Source organism: Candidatus Kuenenia sp. (assembly GCF_039794105.1).
Taxonomy (GTDB): domain Bacteria; phylum Planctomycetota; class Brocadiia; order Brocadiales; family Brocadiaceae; genus Kuenenia.
In genome coordinates, this window is record NZ_JBDIWA010000004.1 from 124,040 (window position 1) to 143,452 (window position 19,413).

Genomic DNA, 19,413 nt, shown 5'->3' on the forward strand with positions numbered 1-19,413 from the left:
GTTTAACGCTGCTGGTACGACAGGATTATGAGTAAAAGGTGGTTCATTGCCCCGAATAATATCGAACTTCAAACGGAGATTGCAGGTAATCTTAGAATTTCAAACTTACTTGCACAGATACTCATTAACCGCGGCATTACAGATGTAGGCGCAGCGAAAAGCTTTCTTCAGCCTCAAATATCAACATTATCAGACCCTTCCAACCTTCCCGATATTGAAAAAGCCTCAATCAGAATTAATGAAGCCATACGCAACGGAGAGAAAATAGTCATCTATGGCGATTATGATGTTGACGGCTTAACCGCCACCGCCCTCATGTACCGTTGTTTGAAAATGTTTGATGCAAGGGTAAATTACTATATTCCTGAAAGGCTGGAAGAAGGGTATGGTTTAAATGCGGAGGCCATTACTAAGTTAAAAGCAGAGGGTACGGATCTTATTTTAACGGTTGATTGCGGCATTAGCGCATGCAGGGAGGCGGAGATTGCACGATCATATGGCATTGAACTTATTATTACCGACCATCATCAGCCTTCACAGGAAATCCCGGATGCATTTGCAATAATTAACCCAAAATTAAAGGCAACTGAAAAGACCTTCCGGGATTTTTCCGGGGTTGGCATTGCTTTCATGCTGGCATGGTCGATTGGCCAGCACTATTTTCCTCAAAAAAAGGTATCGACAGAGTTTAAGGATTTTCTTATAAGCGCTATGGGTTTGGTTGCGCTGGGGACTATTGCTGACGTGGTTCCGCTTGTGGGCGAAAACCGTATCCTGACAAAATATGGGCTTGGGGCATTGCAGCAAACAAAAATACCCGGACTGCAGGCGCTACTGGACGTGTCTTCACTCACCAATATCAACCTAGACACTTCCCATGTAGGATACCGCTTAGGTCCACGTATAAACGCACCCGGCCGTGTCAGCGATGCAGGAGTCGTTGTTGAGATGCTAACAACGGCTTGCAAAGAAAAGGCAAAAGAAATTGCACTTTTTCTGGAAGAGGAAAATAACCGGAGAAGGGCAATGCAGCTTGACATACTCTCCACTGCCAGGCAGAAAATCGTAGATGAAATAAACCTCGATGAAACGCTGGCGATTGTATTGGCAGACCAGGAATGGCACCCGGGAATAGTCGGCATTATTGCTTCAAAAATTGCGGAAGAGTTTAATCGTCCTGCGGTAATGATTGCCGTTGCCGATGAGATTGGGCATGGTTCCGCCCGTTCCATACCATCATTTCATATGCTGGAGGCGTTAGAGTGTTGCAAAAATATGTTAATTTCCGTAGGGGGGCACGCCCAGGCGGCGGGATTAAAGATTCATCCTGATAATATCGGAGATTTCCGCACATTGCTGAATAGGATGATGGCGCAAAAACTCCTGAAAGAAGACCTTGTTCCTTTTCTGAATATTGACGCAGCGGTTAATCTCTCCATGTTAAACAGGGGATTATTAATGGAATTGCAACTTTTGTCTCCACATGGCGAAGGAAACCATATCCCCGTGTTTGCCGTAAAAGACCTGCAGATTGCCGGTAAACCGCGTCGCATAGGATCGAATGGACAACACCTCAGCTTTTACGTAAAACAAGGCAATGTATCAATGAAGGCTATCGGATTTGGCATGGGCGATGAAATTGATCGGCTGCTAAAGAATGGCAGCACATGTTCACTGGCGGTTGTTTTGAAGGAAAATAACTGGATGAATAACAGCAATATAGAACTTGAAGTGAAAGATATCAAGTTCGATGGTGAATAAGTAGTAACAGTGTAGATTTTTGAAAAAGTATGTTCTTTGCAAAAAACAAGTCAGTAATTTACGATCATTTGTCTTGACTGAAATAAATAATTTTGCTATGAATTTTAAACGTATATCATGTAAAAAGTTTAATGCAAAAACAGATTGCCATACGCCTTTGTGATTATTTTATGTCGTACGATTTTGGCGGAGAATACATTTTCCTGCCTTTTTTAAACAAAATGAACCAATTATTCTTTGTGGGAAATTATTTGATAGAAAATTTAAGGAGAGGGTAGAGATTCGTGACAGAGCTTATCAGCAGGCTTGAAATAAAAAAAGTTCATCAAATTATTCAAAGAGTAGATATCTTTTGTTCTGCGCTTCTGCTTCAGGCATGGAGACGCATTTATTATATATTCAATAAACAGGAAGTTCGTGTATCAATTAAAGAGCGGGCAGGCAATTGCTTGCGGTGCGGCCGTTGTTGCCAGGCGTCGATCCGGTGCAAAAATCTTTGCTACGACGAAAAAGGGCTTTCCCAGTGTAAGGTATATGATCAAAGACCGCATTTATGTTCCCTGTATCCGTACAATAAAAACGATTTCTTTTTCCACATCAGGGAAACGTGCGGTTACCATTACGATAGATGAAGTGTAAAACGCTTCATCTATGCCGTAAGATTTTTTCTTGCCTTACGATGGAATTAACGCACAGGTATCTGTCTGAATTGTGGCGAGATTTGCGCACTTAAGGGGTATTTTGTGATGAAAAAAACGCCGCTGTATGAATCACACCTTAAATACCATGCAAAGATGGTATCTTTCCATAACTACCTGATGCCTATACAATATGACAGTATTATAAATGAACACCTCCTTGTTCGAAAAAATGCCGGCATTTTCGATATATCCCATATGGGAAAATTTGAGATTTCCGGTGAAGACGCCCTTTCCTTTGTACAGCAGGTGATTACGAATGACGCAGCGCCATTATCAGAAAAACAGGCTCTCTATTCACCTCTGTGCAATGAAAAAGGAGGCATTATTGACGATATTCTGGTTTATAAAATGAACCTGAATAAGTTTCTCTTTATCGTAAACTGTGCAAACACAGAAAAGGACATGGCGTGGTTAACGGAACAGGCAAAACCCTACCGGTCACTGAAATTAAAAAACGTTACTGATGAAATGTCCATTATCGCATTACAAGGTCCGTCTTCCCTGCAAATGCTCAAAAATACCCTGGAGACTGACTTTAAATATCTCAAAAGGTTTTGTTTTGATGATTTTTTAATGGATGATTTATCCATGATTATTTCAAGAACGGGATATACCGGCGAGGATGGCGTGGAAATACTGGTTGATGCAACTTACGCCCTCAGACTCTGGGATCTTTTTTTGAAAAAAAACGAGGCGAAGGGTCTGAGGCCTGTTGGGCTTGGAGCGAGGGATACTCTACGCCTTGAGGCATGTTTCCTGCTTTACGGAAACGATATGGACGAAACGGTAACTCCCCTTGAGACCCTTATTGACTGGACGGTGAAGTTTGACAAAGATTCTTTTATAGGAAAAGAGTCTCTGCTGGAACAGAAGGCGGGGGGCGTCAAACATAAAATAATTGGATTCGAGATGTCGGACCAGGGTATACCGCGTCACGATTATCCTGTTCTGAAAAAGGGAGAGAAGATAGGAAAAGTTACCAGCGGAACATTTAACCCAACGACGAGAAAAGGCATTGGCCTTGCCAGAATCACCGATCAGCATGCAATGGCCGGGGAAGAGATACAAATACAAATCCGGGATAATTATCACGAAGCACGAATTGTAAAAACCCCGTTTTATAAGAGGGAGTTAAAAAAATGAATATACCTGATGAACTTCAGTATACAAAAACACACGAATGGGTAAAAAAAATACAAGGGAATGAAGTATCCATTGGCATTACTGACCATGCCCAGCATCAATTGCAGGACATCGTGTATGTTGAATTGCCGTCAATAGGAAGAGAACTGAAGATGGGCGCTCCCTGTGCAGTCGTTGAGTCAGTAAAAGCTGCATATGACATTTATGCGCCTCTCTCCGGCAAGGTGACAAAAATTAATCAGGAACTCAGGGAAAGTCCGCAATTAATAAATGAAGACCCTTACGGTAAGGGATGGTTTTTACATATTGAAATATCCAATCCGAACGAACTTGCAGATCTTTTAAGTCCGGGCCAATACCGGGCTGCCAATGAATCCGAACAGTAAAATATCACCATAAACCCTTTCCCATAAGGAGAACCTGAGTGGTTGAAAATACCGCTCCTGCAAGACAAAAGCGCCGCCTCGCATTTCTTTTCCGGTTCATTTGGGTTGGGAGTAGCAAGCTGCACGTTATTGACAGGGAACTTCTCAATAAGTGGAGGTTTTTATAATAATTTCTACGCTCCACAGTCCACAGTCCACAATCTGCAATCTGCAATTTGCCGACTGTAGATTGCCGATTGCAGACTGTACCGTATTCCCCTTTAGTAAGGGAGCAAGGGGGGTGTTTACCTTATATACAGGAAGTATCGTGAAAGTTTTACGATAGTGATATGCTTTTTATCCGTTAGAATGGCAAGGAATTTTTAGGGAGGGACGTCATGAATTTTTTACTTGAAATTGCTGCACGTGATTTTGACTTAACCGAAGCAAACAAGGCGGATATTCACAAGTATGCGGAAAAGTTAGATGCCGCCTATGACCGGATTATACGTTGCCGGGTAGTGGTGGAAGCCCTTCGTCACCGTGAACACAAAGGGCTTTTTTATAATGTGAAGGTTGTTGTTACCCTCCCCGGAACGGAACTTGTGATAAAACGCAAACCAAACGAAGACTTTCACCTGGCGGTAAAAGATTCCTTTAACGCAATGCGCCGGAAGCTGGAAGACTTTGTTGTTCAGCGGCGCGGAAAGGTAAAACACCACGAAGAAACGCCCATTGCCCACATCAGCAATTTATTTCCTGAAGAGGGATATGGTTTTATTACTTCTTCCGATGGACGGGAGATTTATTTTCACAAAAATAGCGTCTTAAACCATGATTTCGCCCGTTTGGAAAAGGGAATGGAAGTGCGATTTTCTGAAGAATTAGGAGAAAAAGGCCCGCAGGCGAGTTCTTTGACGGTAATGTAATGACCGATTATGTACATTGTATAGGAAATTCAATGTTTTTAGTTAAGTAATGAACAAATCCATCCATCCTCTCCCCTAGAGTGGAGTTTGACGTAGAGACGCACGGCCGTGCGTCTCTACAGGAGGGGATTGAGGGGTGGGTAAAAATGAATGCCGTTGGGTTTTTGCCTTTTAAAAACACAGCCTAATTTAAAATGCGAAACTATAGTCAAACAAATAAGATTTTCGAAAGATGAACAATAAAATTCGTAACTATTCAGCGTAATCTATTAAACTACCGAAGCATAATGCGTTCCCAGGCTCCTCAGACTGGGTCAGATAGACAATTTTATCCTTTTTCGGGAAGAAATGAGGGACACTTCCCTGATTTAAGATTATGCCTCGGCCGCATTAATAGGGGGGGCGTGTCACTATATTATATCTGAACGGGTAAAAAATCTTCATCAAAAAAACTGGATTCAGGCTGTGGTGGCGCTTTTATGTTTAATTCCATTGGAAAAAAATATAAAAACTACGCGAAAGAATTGGTCTTGCAGAGGTTTTTCCCGGCGAAAAATCCACCACCGTTCCACAAAGGAGATAAGGTGGTATCATTTTCATGAAACGCGTGTGCAGGTTGCTATAAAAAGGGCTGTACTGGATGCAAAAATTTGTAAAAGTGTTGCAACCCATACGTTTAGCCGTAGCTTTGCAACACATCTAATGAAAAAGGCAGAACCTCAGGAATTGAAGTTCTGCCTCTAATTAAGATTGGCTCCTCGGGTAGGATTCGAACCTACAACCTAGTGGTTAACAGCCACCCACTCTACCATTGAGCTACCGAGGAAGATTTTTATTAATTAACATGCAAATATTGAATCAGCCTGGAAATTTCATGCTTCATGTTTTTGCGATGTACAATCATATCAAGAAAACCATGCTCAAGCAAAAACTCCGCCCGTTGAAAATTGCCCGGAAGTGTTCGTTTTATTGTTTCCTGAATAACTCTGGGGCCGGCAAAGCCAATCAGCGCCTTTGGCTCAGCAATCGTAATATCTGCCAATGAAGCAAAACTTGCCATTACGCCACCTAGTGAAGGGTCCGTTAATACCGATATGTATAACCCTCCCGCCTTTTGAAATCTTGCTATAGCGGCGCTGGTTTTTGCCATTTGCATAAGAGAAAAAATACCCTCCTGCATGCGAGCTCCTCCGCCTGAACCAGAAATAATCACCAAAGGGGATTTTTGCTCCATAGCCTTTTCTGTTATGCGGGCAATCTTCTCACCCACCACAGAACCCATACTCCCCATAATGAAGCCGGGATCGGTAATCCCTATCATTATGTCAGTGCCATTCACCTTCCCTTTTCCAACTATGGCGGCCTCTTTCAGCCCGGATTTAAGTTGGTCGGCAGCAACCCTTTCCGGGTATGACATGCGGTCAAAGAAATTCAAAGGATTGGTGGGCTTCATATCAGGCCAATATTCTTCGAAACTGTCTTCATCAAGCAGCAATTTTAATCTGTCCCTGCTAAAAATGCGAAAATGGTAATCACACTCGGGACAAACCAAGAAACTTTCTTCAACGGTTTTTCTATATACCAAATTTTTGCACCAGTCGCAGCTTATCCACAAGCCGTTTGGCATATCTTTCTTTTTTCTAAAGAACACCATTGAATTGCCATGCCCCCATTAAATTAACAAAAGGGATATTCGCTCCATTATTAGTAAATATTGTTTTTGACCACTTAGGCAAAGTTTCCCGTGCAAAATATCCCACATATACTATGGTGAAATACAGAAAACTATCAACAAAACATGAGATAGTTTAAAACCTTTTAACCAAAAAACAAGCTATTTTTATATATTTTCAGTAAACAACTTCTTCGGACAATAAAAAGGAATTTATCAGTTAACAAGATTAACAGCCTCTTTTTCCATGGTTTGTTCGGCAATTTGTTTCAAGGATTTGATTGCACTGCCAGGGTCACTCGTTTTAAAAATAGCAGAAGCGGCTACGATTACATTTGCCCCTTGTTTTACTACCTGGGAAATATTGTCAGGTGTAATTCCCCCATCTACCTGAATATCCATTTTATCCGGCCCTTTATCGCGGAGCCTTGCGATCTTAGACAAGGCAATTGGAATAAATTTCTGGCCAGCAAAACCTGGATTTACCGACATGACGAGTGCCATATCTACCTGATCCAGAAAATTTTCCACCATTTCTACCGGCGTATCCGGATTTAACGATATACCAACTTTCATCCCCGTACTTCGGATCAGAGAAATAATCTCTTTGGGGTTTTCTACCGTCTCAATATGAAATGTAATTATTCCATTGCCTTCCGCCGCCCCGGCAAATGCTTCCACATAACGTTCCGGATGTTCGATCATCAAATGTATATCTAGTGGTACATCTGTTATCTGCTTTATCCCCGCAACAATAAAAGGCCCTATGGTAATATTGGGGACAAAATGGCCGTCCATAACATCAATATGAATGAGATCGATTCCCGCCGCTTCAATGCGTTTGATATCTTCTTCAAAGCGCATGGGATTCGCCGCCAATATTGAAGCGGAGATTTTAATCTTGTTTCTCATTCTTTGTATTTCCTTTGTTTAGAATTTATCAATTAGAGAAGTTACGGAAGATGTCCGTATATTACGTTTTTTTGTCCGTAAGCGATGCTATCCCGGGGAGATCTCCGCCTTCCAATAATTTTAAAAAAGCCCCGCCGCCGGTTGAAATAAATGATACCTCGTGCGTTTTCCCTGCTTTGTGAAACGCCATGTCGGTATCACCACCGCCCACTATGGTGGATGCGTGAGAACTTGTTACGATCTCTACCATGGCGTATGTTCCTCTGCTGAATGCATCAATTTCAAACGCCCCCATAGGGCCGTTCCATAAAATTGTTTTTGCGTCCTGCAATACCTCGGAAAAAAGTTTTGTCGTTGCCGGGCCTATATCAAGGGCAATCCATCTTTCTGGTATTTCCTGAAACGGCACTACCTTTGTTTCCGCCGTTTTGTCAAATTTTTCCGCCACAACGAAATCTACCGGTAAATATAATTTTGTGCCATTTTTCTTTGTATAGGCCATTAGATTATTTACCGTCTCAATCATACTGTCTTCAACCAGCGATTTCCCAACCGGTATTCCCTGTGCTTTAAGAAAGGTAAATGCCATTGCCCCGCCGATGATGATTTTATCCATCTTTTTGGCAAGATTTTCAATGATCTTTATTTTGTCAGAGACCTTAGAGCCTCCCAAAATGGCAATAACAGGGCGCATAGGATCGTTGACGGATTTTTCAAAATAGTCCAACTCTTTCTTGATCAAAAACCCGGCTGCCGCGGGCACATACTGGACTATCCCGACCATCGAGGCATGATTTCTGTGGCAGTTTCCGAATGCATCCTGTACGAACAAATCACACAAACCCGCAAGCTCTTTTGCAAACCCGGCATCGTTTTTTTGCTCGCCGGGATGAAACCTTAAATTTTCCAACAGGAGCACGTCTCCGTAATTCATCGCCTCTACCTGTTTTTTTATCTCTTCGCCAATACAGTCCTCCGCAAGCGTGACCTTGACTTTTTCCGTCAGAAAACGTTGCAGACGCCTTGCTACAGGTTTTAAACTGTATTTCGGATTTGCGCTGCCTCCGGGTCTTCCCAAATGAGACGCAATTATTACCTTTGCTTCCTCATCCAGCAAATAGTTGATGGTTGGCAATGTTGCGCGAATCCTGGTATCATCGGTTATATTTCCATCTTCGTCTAATGGTACATTGTAATCCGTACGTACCATAACCTTCTTTTTTCTAACCGCCAGGTCTTTTATAAATAGTTTTTCCATTTAAATGTAATTATGTTTTAAAAAGAGGTTTATTAGAAATAATGCAGGAGAAAAACCGTTTTGGATTGCAGGAAATTTATTGGAGAAAGCGCTAAATATTCGTTAATTTGCAGAGAATAAGCATTTTTCATTACACAAGAAAGCAGATGTTTTTTTAAAGACGACTCATTAATTCGATCAGGTCAACCATGCGGTTTGAAAACCCCCATTCATTGTCGTACCAGGAAACCACCTTTGCCATGCGTTTATCAATTACATACGTTAAAGCGGAATCGAATATGCTGGAATGTGTATTTCCGATGATGTCTGAAGATACAATGGGGTCTTCGCAATATTCAAGGATACCTTTTAAGTCGCCTTCTGCGGCTGCTTTCATCGCAGCATTGATTGCATCCTTATCAACCTCTTTTGCAAGCATAACAACTAAATCGGTGACAGAGCCATTGGGCACAGGAACCCGCATGGCCAGGCCATCCAGCTTCCCTTTCAGTGATGGAATCACCTCGCCGATTGCCTTTGCCGCTCCGGTTGTTGTCGGAATAATATTTATTGCCGCAGCCCTTGCCCTTCTGATATCCTTATGCATGAAATCTATTATCCGCTGGTCATTCGTATATGCATGTATTGTCGTCATAAGCCCTTTTTCTATTCCAAAGTTGTCATGCAATACTTTTGCGAGCGGCGCTAAACAATTCGTTGTGCATGAAGCATTGGACACTATTTTATGTTCCGGCCGGAGATCTTTATTGTTTACCCCGACAACGATTGTTGCGTCGGTTTTATCCTTTGCCGGGGCTGAAAGAATCACCTTTTTTGCACCAGCATCCAGGTGTTTTGAGCAGTCCGCCCTTGAGGTAAATATGCCCGTAGATTCAATGACAATGTCTACGTCAAGCGATTTCCATGGCAACCTGGCAGGGTCTTTCTCCATAAGCAATCTGACTTCTTTACCATTTACCATGAGTGCATTTTCTTTTATTTGTATGCTTCCGTCAAATCTGCCGTGTATAGAATCATATTTCAGCAGCATTGCCAGCGATTTTGAATCGGCAAGATCATTAATGGCAACTACATCGATATTATTCCTTTTGGATATTACACGAAATACATTCCTTCCTATCCTTCCAAAACCATTTATTCCTATTCTAACTGACATGTATTATCCTTGTTTTTTTATCCTAAAATATTAAAAATACGTATTTCACTATTTTATAAAAGAGGGCGCTTTTCCCACGGGAAAAGACACGGTATTCTAAGCAGGCAAATATGTTTTGTCAAGTATTTAAAAATCATGGTTTGCCTTTATTTCCCGGGTAGTTTTAAAATGCGGTGCTGGCAAAAAATTAAGGTTCGGGTAAGAATTGTGCCAATGTCTGCATCCAGTTCCAAAGCCCATTTTTCATTTCTTCCGCCTCTACGCCGTCTTTGAATGAATCTTCATTATCTTCGATAAAGCAATAAACCTTTCCTAAAAATTCTTTTAATTCAGCGACTTGTTTTAAAATATCCACCTTTATTTCTCCCTCTTAAGCTGGCATAGCAAGTACCAAACAAACACTAAAACAGTCTGCAATCCTCAATCTGCAATTTGCCGACTGTAGATTGCCGATTGCCGACTTGCAGAAGGGGCAATTAAATATTTTACCAAAAAAATGCAAAAAAATTACTGTTGCAGTACGGTCGTATACCCCCTGATAGTTCACGGAATATACCATACGTTTGTTGCAGAATGCAAACAGTTCTTGTTTTATTATTATCGTGTAATCGTTTATATTCATGCTAATAGTTTTTTACTGAAAGGGGAATGTATGATAAAAATAGTTATTATTTCTTTGTGTTTTTTTGCCGCGATTATTTTATCAACCGGAAAAACGGCTTATAGTTATGGTTACAAAAGGGAAGAAGACCCTTTGATTACGACTTTTAAGGCGATCATTTTTCACGGAAAACAAGATAATTGGCTAATGGTTCAAAACGAAATTGAAAATATTACTGATCGTATAAATGACATTAATACTCTGTTTAATATAGACTTTAAACCCCTGTTTACCGCTACCGTGCGAGAGCAGGATTTCCGCAATTTGTGCAATCAAATGGCAACTCTCGTTTTTTTTGCAATAAAGGAAAAGTTTTATTACAACAAAAAAGAACAACTGAAAATCTTTGTTCGTGCAAAAGTACGGCTTCGATTAGCAGAAGAGTATTATACTGCCTTGTTGGCAGGAAATGTCCTGGCTTACGACGAAAGGCATGCTACTTCACTGCACAAGGAGATTCTGGAAAGATTTTCAGGTTTACGAGACACTATTGGCAGTGCCGGATTCCTCGGCGCCGGCGCCAAAGAACCAAATTTGTACGAGTTTAATACAATGTCCGATGAAATAGAATCGTTGCTTTTAATGGCATTTCCCTACTTTGACACAAACCGGAAATAATTTTGTCCGGCCGATTCATCATGATGATATTTACTGTTTGTCTTGCGCCCCTACACTCATTTCATTCTTTGATATCTTTATTTATCTGTAAATCTTTTATTTTTTGCTGCAGATTTTGACGGTGCATGTCTAATGCCTCTGCCGTATGGCTGATATTGCCGCCGCATTCCTCAAGTTTCTTACTGATAAAATCCCTTTCGAAATTTTCAATAAGGATCTTTTTCGCTTCACGAAACGAGAGATGGTAATGTACATTTTTTGTTGAATCCGGGCTTTTTTCATACCGTAATATGTCTTCAGAGAGGTCTGAAATATCGAGAACGTCGTTGTTTGTAAGAACTATGGCGCTTTCTATGGTGTTCTTTAACTGACGAATGTTTCCCGGCCAACTGTATGCAATAAGTTTTTTCATGGCGTCATTTGAAATAGAAACAACATTTTTATAATGTTTTTTACTGAAATGTTGTATGAACCGGTTTACTAACAATGGTATGTCTTCTTTTCTCTTTCTTAACGGCGGAATTTTTATATTTACGACATTTATTCTATAGTATAAATCTTCTCTGAACCGGTCTTCTTCTATTTCCTCTTCCAGATCGCGATGGGTGGCGCTGATGATTCTTACATCAACCGCCAGTGTTTCCGTGCCGCCCAGACGTTCAAATTTTTGTTCCTGCAGTACCCTCAGGAGTTTTGATTGTGTGCTTAGGCTCATATCCCCTATTTCATCCAGCAGAATAGTGCCATTATTTGCCATCTCAAATTTACCCATGCGCCGTTCTGTTGCGCCGGTAAAGGATCCCCTTTCATGCCCAAAAAGCTCGCTCTCAATAAGCGTTTCCGGCACGGCAGCGCAATTCATCACAATAAACGGACCGTTTTTCCTTTTGCTCCTCCGGTGAATCTCATGCGCTGCAAGTTCTTTGCCACTGCCACTCTCTCCCTGAAGCAGTACCGTAACATCAGCGGTAACTACTTTTTCTATCCGGTCAAAAACCTCCTGCATTATCTTGCTTTGGCCGAGAAGCTCTCCATATCCCTCAAGCATTCCAATCTCCATGCGCAATCGGGTATTTTCTTCCTGAAGAGCTATTTTCTCTAACGCATTCCTGGTGATAATGCGCAGTTCTTCCATTTCGTAAGGCTTTGCGATGTAATCGTACGCGCCCTTTTTCATGGCCTCCACGGCAATCTTTTCTGAACCGTGCGCCGTAACGATAACCACAAGCGGGGGATGTTTCATTTCACGTATCTTTTCAAGCGTTTTTAGTCCGTCGAGCTGAGGCATATTTATATCTAAAAATATAAGGGCTGGCTGCAGCGCGTGTATTTTTTGTAAAGCATCTATGCCGTTTGTTGCCTCAAAGATGGAACCGTGGTCCCTTTGTAAAATCTTTTTCATGCCGTAGCGTGCGGCTTTTTCATCATCGACGATTAAAATAGAATTTGTGCGCATGGTTTCCTTTGTTGTCATAATAATGGCGCCTTATCAGTAATTTCTTTGCACTTTTTGCCAAAATATTTAATTGTTAAATCGGTTAATTGCAGGCTTGTGACGATTTTTTTAATCTGTGCAATCTGTGTAATCTGTGGTTCCTCTTTCGTATTTCACGTTTCTTGCTTGTTTGTCTTCGCCTATGCCAGCTTAGGGTTGCATTTGTTCGAAGGGAACGTCTATCACAAAGGTTGTTCCATTCCCATTGCTTTCAACATGAATGGTGGCGTGCATGTCCTCTAATTTCTTTTTAACAACGGAAAGCCCTAAGCCGGTTCCCGTCTGTTTCGTAGTAAAAAATGGGTCAAATATCTTTTGCAGAGAATCCTGCGGTATGCCGTGTCCGGTATCCGTGACTTTTATCTGAATAAAATGCTTTGTTGGTATGAGGTCTGCATCGATGGAGATTTTTCCGCTGGGGGGGGTTGCCTGGATGGCATTATGGATAAGATTAAAAAATACCTCCTTTAATGCGGCTTTATCAGCATATATAAGGGGAAGCGCTTCTGAAATATTACAAAATATCGCAATATTGTTTTGCCTCGCCTCATGATTCAGCACTACCAGTGTTGAATCAATAACCTCTTTTATTTTTATCTGTTCCTGTATGTTCCCGCCGGGTTTTGCATACAGAAGCAATTGGTTTACTACCTTGTTCAGCCGGTCGATTTCACCAACAATGATATCAAGATCTTTTTGTAAGGGATGCTCTTTTTCTAAATCTTCGCACATTGCCTGGACGATAGCCTTTATGGAACTAAGGGGATTTTTTACTTCATGGGCAACGCTTGTAGAGAGGCGCCCGAGACTGGATAATTTTTCGTTTTCGAGCATTTTTCTCTCAAGAAGAAGTTTTTCTTCGATGATCTTTGATTTTTCAAGCGCGGAACCAATCTCGTTTGCAATAATCATTAATTGATCTAAATTGTCAGAGGCGATAGGCATGCCGCGTTTTGCCCTGCCCATGCATAATATCCCTTTCAACCTTCTGTTTACAAAGACGGGAAATATAAAAATAGCTTCCAATAACCGCATTTCACTAATAACGGCGGCGTCCTTTACTTCATACCGGTTTAATTCTACAAGCTCTCCCGATGAATAAAATTGTATAATATTGTGCAAATTTGAAAGTGAAATAACATCATTTTTCTTATCTCCGATGATTTGAATCCTGTCCTTTTTAATGAGAACGAGGTTTATTGTCTTAACCGATGTTGCTTTTTTAATAGAAAAGATAACATTTTCAAGAAGTGCAGTGATGTTAACAAGAGGATCTGTGCTTATGACATGATTTAATTCGTTCAAAAGATACTCCGTATCCGAGCTTCGAAAAAAGATTACCTTCCTGAAAAGTCTTTGAGACTTTTCTTTAATCGTTGGAAACCAGAAAACAAGGTTTATAACAAAGACCGCCTCCATTGTTTTGGAATGTATTGCATACTTTGTTTCCATAAACTTGCTAAATTGCTTTATTCCGAAATAGTAGAGACAGATGATAACCAGGGTGAGGAAAGAGTAAAAAATACTCCTTCTGAAAACAAATTCCATATAGTTATAGCGATAAACGTAATATGAAAAGACGATGCTGGGAAAAATGGAAGACAGCATGGAGACAAGCACAAGATAGTCGCCGATATAAGCCATTTTCCTGCCTTCGAGGATTACGGTAAATCCAATGAAAACCGCTATGGTTATCAATACCCAGAAAATAGCCATAAGGAATTTCTGTTCCTCTTTTTCTTCTGCATTTTTTGCCAGCCATTTGGAAATGTACGCAGAAATAAGCAATGCTACTATTAGCCAGACGATAAACGGCTTTACAAGCTGGCTATGGGCGACCAAATAGGATTCTTCCAGGTGGATGAATTTTTTAATAACGAATGAAAAGGGGAGAACAGGGGAATATATTGCAAGTAAAACGAGCTTCTGCAAGGGCCTTCTTATCGTAAGACTGTTTTCATATAAAAATGAAATGGCGGTATGAAGCAATAAGCTGGGCATAAACCCAATGCCGGCATACGAAATTGCGTCAGCAATAAAATTTACCGGAAAGAGATTTTTACCGAACAAAATAGAACTAAAGAGATAAACGGTATTCCCTAAATGCCACATTGCGACACTAATAACAAGAAACTGAAAAATAAACTCACTTCTCTTCTTGTGTTTACGCTGCCCGATCAGGACGGATAAAACGATGTGAAGAATCGTTCCCACGATGAAACCGATAACGGAAATAATTTCATAAAGAGGCATAGGTGTGTTTGGGGATTTTATTCCTATAAAAGTGTGACAAAAAAGGTATAATTCTGTAAAAAAGGGCGGCTACGGATTGTGCATGTTATATATATTGCCCTGTAAAAACTTCTTTTTGCAAATCTTTCTTCGTATTACTATCCATCAACTTTTTTTTATGCTCGTTTTTCAAAATGCATAACCGTAAGGCATTGATTAGTAGAGACGCACGGCCGTGCGTCTCTACATCTAATTCCCCTCTTTGGAGGGGATTAAGGGGTTGGGTAAAAATTAATGCCGTTGGGTCTTTGTCTTTTAAAAACCCAGCCTAATTTAAGAATATGTCCAGAATACATCCATCCCCACTGGAGGGACCGGTTTCTTGTTTAAACATATTTGTTATTGGTAAATAGGCAAGAAATTCCCTGCACATATTAATATCGCATTAAAGGGACATGTCAACAGAAAAAGAACGCGTGCTTTTCAATACTTTTTGGGCAGTGAGCAGAAATTATGATACGAAAGAGAAATGACACTATCGCTGATGCGGTAAATAAAATAATTATCAGATCTCCAAACTGGGTTGGTGACGTGGTTATGGCCACTCCCGCGTTTCGGTGTATTCGTGAAAACTTTCCTCGCGCCAAAATAAGCATTCTCTTAAAACCCTACGTGAGGAAATTAATCGATAACGCGCCATGGTTCGATGAAATAGTGGAGATTGATGCGCATAACTCACGGGAAAAGTACAGGGGATATGTTTCTCTCGTTATGCAAATACGAAGGAATCGGTATGACCTGGGGTTTTTATTCCCCAATTCATTCAGTTCCGCGTTACTATTCCGGTTGGCGGGGGTAAAGCGCCGTATTGGTTATAAAAGAGATGCCCGCAGTTTTCTGTTAACCGACGGGGTAAACCGGTTAATGGAAAATGGAAGGTTTTTACCGACATATATGGCAGAGTATTACTTGCGGTTATGCTCTGAAATCGGATGCACTGTACGCTCAAAGAAGCTGGAGCTGTTTGTAACCGAACGGGGGCAGAAATGTACTGCGGAAATGTTTGAGGAATATGGCTTTAACAATGGAAGACCACTTATTCTCTTAAATCCCGGCGCGGCATATGGGTCTTCAAAATGCTGGACGGCAGAAGGATTTGCCAGAACGGCTGATATTATCCAGTCAAATATTAGATGCAATATTGCTGTTGTGTGCGCCCCTCATGAGGTGAAATTAGGCGAAGATATCAAAGAGAGGGCAAAATCAAACATAATAAATTTAGCAGACAGGGCGCTTGACCTGGAAATTTTAAAATCAATTATTCAAAGATGTGATTTGTTAATCTCCGTTGATTCCGGGCCAAGGCACATAGCAGTGGCTTTTAAAAAACCAGTTATTACGCTAATGGGACCAAATGACCCGCGATACACGTGTTCTCCGGAAGAAACAGGAGAGGTAATTCGCGCGGAGGTGGATTGCCTTGCATGCCAATTAAAGGTTTGCCCTAAAGACCACAGATGCATGACCCAAATAAAACCGGAAAGGGTTGCAGGGGTGAGTCTGGAAATGCTTCGCCCCTACTTTTAGAAGAAATGACAATTACGGGTGAAGAGTAGTACCTTTCTTCAGTCGGTAGTCGGCAATCTACAGTCGGCAAATTGCAGATTGAGGATTGAGAATTGAGGATTGCCGACTGTTTTCCAGCTTAGGAAGTTAAAAGATACATTTTCTGTAAATAGCTGCCACATAAAAGAGATATCCAGCCAGTAAAAAAACACCTTCCCACCGGGTAAGTATAAATTTTCTCCGAACCAAGGGAATAAGCAGGAGGCTGAAGACGATCATAACCGGCATATCAAATTGCAAAGAAGAGGTATTAATCTGCAGCGGGCGTATAATGGCAGTGATTCCAAGCACCGCGAGAATATTGTAAATATTGCTTCCCAGCACGTTGCCGACGCAGATATCCGATTCTTTCCGAAAAGCAGCAACGGTTGATATTGCCAATTCCGGAAGAGAGGTGCCTACAGCAACAACGGAAAGACCAACAACGAGTTCGCTTATGCCAAAGCTGCGCGCCAGATAAATAGCAGAAGTCACCAGCAGGTGTGCGCCCCCGATAAGCGTTGTGAGACCGATAAACATGAACAAAATATCGAGAGAAATCGTGTTTTTTTTGCTAACAAAATCTGCAAATTCCTCCTCTATTACCCTTGATTCTTTTTTGGCAATCCTGGAAACATAGCAGGTATAAACGACAATTCCCCCCACCAGCAGACAGCCTTCCCAGCGGCTAAGAATGCCGTTTCTGCACATCAGATACAAAAGGCCGGAGATGCCTATGATGATGGGGATTTCTCTGCGGAGGAGGTTCATTTCCACTTTTAGCGGAAGGATTATTGCGGTTACCCCAAGTACCAGTCCAACATTGGCGATATTGCTCCCAATGACGTTCCCTATTGCGATGTCATTTAAATTTCTTATCCCGGCAATAATTCCTGTAACGAGTTCAGGTGCAGAGGTGCCAAAGGCAATAATAGTAAGGCCGATGATAATAGGTTTAATATTAAGAAAATACGCGAATCGCGACGCCCCTTTGACAAGCCATTCGGCGCCAAAATAAAGAGCGGCAATGCCGGCACAAAATAAGAGAGATTGTAAGAGAATCATAGGTTAATCCGCCTTTTTAAAAAACGCTACTTGGGAACGGGAGTGTAAGTTTTGCAGGGTTAATAGCATTAAAATATGGTTGTTGTATCATCATGGAAACATTTCACCGTTAAATTTCTCCTATTGCTGTGTACCATAAAAATACTCTGTGGAATTTTATCGTCTAAAATCTGTGAAATCTGTGCAATCTGTGGTTTCAATCTCTTTTTATCGAGAAAGCCGAAGCCTCCGATGGCGTCTTATTTTCTGTATAACGGCAAAAGCGTTTCCGGTATGTTATTTAATGTTTGGTATTTCTGGTCTTTTTTTGAGAGGATTGGCGAAGAGGATTGCCACGTTATGTTTATAGTGGGGTCCGACCAGAGGATTCCGTAATCATCGGCGGGCATGTAAATTTCCGTACACTTGTATAATACGTCTGCCGTTTCGCTCATGACCAGAAAACCATGTGCGAATCCTTCGGGGATATACAATTGATGTTTGTTTTCAGCGGATAAATGGACGCCTGTCCATTTTCCAAAAGAGGGGGATCCCCTCCGGATGTCTACCGCAACGTCAAAAATTTCTCCGGAGATAACATAGACAAGTTTTCCCTGCGGATGCAAGAGTTGGTAGTGCAGGCCTCTTAGCGTATTTTTTTTAGAGTGAGAGTGATTATCCTGTACAAAATTGCCCGTGATTCCCCCTTCCGCGTATTTATTTTTGTGAAAGGTTTCCAGAAAAAACCCTCTATCGTCTCTGAAAATCTGCGGCTTGATGAGCATAACCTCCGGCAAGGCTGTCTTTACAAATTCACAGGGCATATTCTTTTATCTCCTCTTCTTCAATGACTGCCATGATATAACGTCCATAATCATTTTTTAACATATCAAGGGCAAGCGCTTTTAATTGCGCCCGGTCAATGTATCCCAACCGGTATGCGAGTTCTTCGATACAGGCGATTTTTATTCCCTGCCGTTCCTGTATTGCCTGGACATAGCTGGACGCCTGTTGGAGTGATTCATGCGTGCCGGTGTCAAGCCATGCGAACCCCCGCCCTAAAAGTTCTACACAAAGATCGCCTCTTTTTAAATAGGTTACATTCACATCCGTTATCTCCAGTTCTCCTCTGGCGGAAGGTTTAAGATCTTCAGCAATCTTAATTACATCGTTGTCGTAAAAGTATATGCCGGGGATAGCGTATTTCGATTTAGGTTTTTTGGGTTTTTCTTCGATACTGATAACTCTTCCGCCCTGGCCGAATTCCACAACGCCGTATCGTTCAGGGTCATTAACGTGATACCCGAAGATTAATCCACCCTTTTTGATTTGAGTGGCGTTTTTTAATATTTCGCGAAGCCCGTGGCCGTAGAAAATATTGTCCCCCAAAATAAGGGCGACAGTGTCTTTACCGATAAAGGATTTCCCGATAATGAAGGCTTGCGCCAAACCTTCCGGGGCGGGTTGCTCTGCATAACAAATCGAAATGTTTAATTGTGAACCGTCGCCGAGCAATTCTTTAAATTGTGGCAGGTCTCTTGGGGTAGAGATGATGAGTATTTCCCTTATTCCCGCCAACAATAGCGCCGACAAGGGATAATAAATCAACGGTTTATCGAAAACGGGTAAAAGCTGTTTGCTTACCACCCTTGTGATGGGATAAAGCCGCGTGCCTGAGCCGCCGGCGAGGATTATGCCTTTCATGGTGTTTAATCTTTGGTAAATAATGAATCTAATGGGCGCATGTTTACGTTATATGTTTATTTTACTAAGGGGGTTTATCAAAAAGCGAAAAGAAGGACGTCGTCCTTCGGGCAAACGTAGTTTCCGAATTGTAACAGGGGATTCAATGATTCATCAA

The 19,413-nt window shown here is 41.5% G+C and carries 17 protein-coding genes and 1 tRNA gene; 7 read left to right on the forward strand and 11 right to left on the reverse strand.

Annotation, left to right across the window (positions count from 1 at the left end):
• The first annotated feature begins 27 nt into the window (after nucleotides 1-27).
• From recJ to ABJL82_RS04305, 5 genes are all read left to right on the forward strand, one after another.
• Nucleotides 28-1,761 carry a single-stranded-DNA-specific exonuclease RecJ gene (recJ, locus tag ABJL82_RS04285; RefSeq protein WP_347273487.1) on the forward strand — a complete coding sequence of 578 codons (1,734 nt, stop codon included), beginning with the start codon at nucleotides 28-30 and terminating at the stop codon, nucleotides 1,759-1,761.
• A gap of 417 nt (nucleotides 1,762-2,178) precedes the next feature.
• Nucleotides 2,179-2,400, forward strand: coding sequence for a hypothetical protein (locus ABJL82_RS04290; protein ID WP_347273488.1), 222 nt, complete (start codon nucleotides 2,179-2,181; stop codon nucleotides 2,398-2,400).
• A 107-nt stretch (nucleotides 2,401-2,507) separates the two neighbouring features.
• On the forward strand, nucleotides 2,508-3,605 hold the full coding sequence (gcvT, locus tag ABJL82_RS04295; RefSeq protein ID WP_347273489.1) for a glycine cleavage system aminomethyltransferase GcvT: 1,098 nt from the start codon (nucleotides 2,508-2,510) through the stop codon (nucleotides 3,603-3,605).
• Nucleotides 3,602-3,991, forward strand: a complete 390-nt coding sequence (gene gcvH / locus ABJL82_RS04300) for a glycine cleavage system protein GcvH (protein ID WP_347273490.1) — start codon at nucleotides 3,602-3,604, stop codon at nucleotides 3,989-3,991. The genes gcvT and gcvH overlap by 4 nt, the downstream gene beginning before the upstream one ends.
• A 377-nt stretch (nucleotides 3,992-4,368) precedes the next feature.
• Nucleotides 4,369-4,899 carry an HPF/RaiA family ribosome-associated protein gene (locus ABJL82_RS04305; protein WP_347273491.1) on the forward strand — a complete coding sequence of 177 codons (531 nt, stop codon included), beginning with the start codon at nucleotides 4,369-4,371 and terminating at the stop codon, nucleotides 4,897-4,899.
• A 751-nt stretch (nucleotides 4,900-5,650) separates the two neighbouring features.
• Here the strand turns inward: ABJL82_RS04305 and ABJL82_RS04310 are convergent.
• From ABJL82_RS04310 to ABJL82_RS04335, 6 genes are all read right to left on the reverse strand, one after another.
• Nucleotides 5,651-5,725 (reverse strand) — tRNA-Asn (locus ABJL82_RS04310).
• 9 nt (nucleotides 5,726-5,734) lie between these two features.
• Nucleotides 5,735-6,553, reverse strand: a complete 819-nt coding sequence (accD, locus tag ABJL82_RS04315; protein WP_347273492.1) for an acetyl-CoA carboxylase, carboxyltransferase subunit beta — start codon at nucleotides 6,551-6,553, stop codon at nucleotides 5,735-5,737.
• Between the two features lie 234 nt (nucleotides 6,554-6,787).
• Nucleotides 6,788-7,483 (reverse strand): ribulose-phosphate 3-epimerase, encoded by a 696-nt coding sequence (gene rpe, locus ABJL82_RS04320; protein ID WP_347273493.1) that lies wholly within the window; start codon nucleotides 7,481-7,483, stop codon nucleotides 6,788-6,790.
• A gap of 61 nt (nucleotides 7,484-7,544) precedes the next feature.
• Nucleotides 7,545-8,741, reverse strand: a complete 1,197-nt coding sequence (locus tag ABJL82_RS04325; protein ID WP_347273494.1) for a phosphoglycerate kinase — start codon at nucleotides 8,739-8,741, stop codon at nucleotides 7,545-7,547.
• A gap of 154 nt (nucleotides 8,742-8,895) precedes the next feature.
• A complete protein-coding gene (gap, locus tag ABJL82_RS04330; protein WP_347273495.1) occupies nucleotides 8,896-9,897 on the reverse strand; it encodes a type I glyceraldehyde-3-phosphate dehydrogenase in 1,002 nt (333 codons plus the stop codon).
• A gap of 187 nt (nucleotides 9,898-10,084) precedes the next feature.
• Entirely contained in the window at nucleotides 10,085-10,252 is a 168-nt protein-coding gene (locus ABJL82_RS04335) for a hypothetical protein (protein ID WP_347273496.1), read from the reverse strand.
• Between the two features lie 297 nt (nucleotides 10,253-10,549).
• Between ABJL82_RS04335 and ABJL82_RS04340 the strand changes: the two genes are divergently transcribed.
• Nucleotides 10,550-11,176: a hypothetical protein gene (locus tag ABJL82_RS04340; protein ID WP_347273497.1), complete on the forward strand. Its 627-nt coding sequence runs from the start codon at nucleotides 10,550-10,552 to the stop codon at nucleotides 11,174-11,176.
• Between the two features lie 61 nt (nucleotides 11,177-11,237).
• Here the strand turns inward: ABJL82_RS04340 and ABJL82_RS04345 are convergent, their stop codons facing one another.
• On the reverse strand, nucleotides 11,238-12,650 hold the full coding sequence (locus tag ABJL82_RS04345) for a sigma-54 dependent transcriptional regulator (protein ID WP_347273498.1): 1,413 nt from the start codon (nucleotides 12,648-12,650) through the stop codon (nucleotides 11,238-11,240).
• Nucleotides 12,651-12,821: 171 nt separating this feature from the next.
• On the reverse strand, nucleotides 12,822-14,924 hold the full coding sequence (locus tag ABJL82_RS04350) for an ATP-binding protein (RefSeq protein WP_347273499.1): 2,103 nt from the start codon (nucleotides 14,922-14,924) through the stop codon (nucleotides 12,822-12,824).
• Between the two features lie 492 nt (nucleotides 14,925-15,416).
• Between ABJL82_RS04350 and waaF the strand changes: the two genes are divergently transcribed.
• The gene (gene waaF / locus ABJL82_RS04355) at nucleotides 15,417-16,490 is read left to right on the forward strand and encodes a lipopolysaccharide heptosyltransferase II (RefSeq protein WP_347273500.1); all 1,074 of its coding nucleotides are present in this window, start codon (nucleotides 15,417-15,419) and stop codon (nucleotides 16,488-16,490) included.
• A gap of 126 nt (nucleotides 16,491-16,616) precedes the next feature.
• Here the strand turns inward: waaF and ABJL82_RS04360 are convergent, their stop codons facing one another.
• From ABJL82_RS04360 to rfbA, 3 genes are all read right to left on the reverse strand, one after another.
• Entirely contained in the window at nucleotides 16,617-17,573 is a 957-nt protein-coding gene (locus ABJL82_RS04360) for a calcium/sodium antiporter (RefSeq protein ID WP_347273501.1), read from the reverse strand.
• Between the two features lie 239 nt (nucleotides 17,574-17,812).
• Nucleotides 17,813-18,376, reverse strand: a complete 564-nt coding sequence (gene rfbC, locus ABJL82_RS04365) for a dTDP-4-dehydrorhamnose 3,5-epimerase (RefSeq protein WP_347273502.1) — start codon at nucleotides 18,374-18,376, stop codon at nucleotides 17,813-17,815.
• A complete protein-coding gene (rfbA, locus tag ABJL82_RS04370; protein WP_347273503.1) occupies nucleotides 18,366-19,256 on the reverse strand; it encodes a glucose-1-phosphate thymidylyltransferase RfbA in 891 nt (296 codons plus the stop codon). The genes rfbC and rfbA overlap by 11 nt, the downstream gene beginning before the upstream one ends.
• Nucleotides 19,257-19,413: the final 157 nt, after the last annotated feature.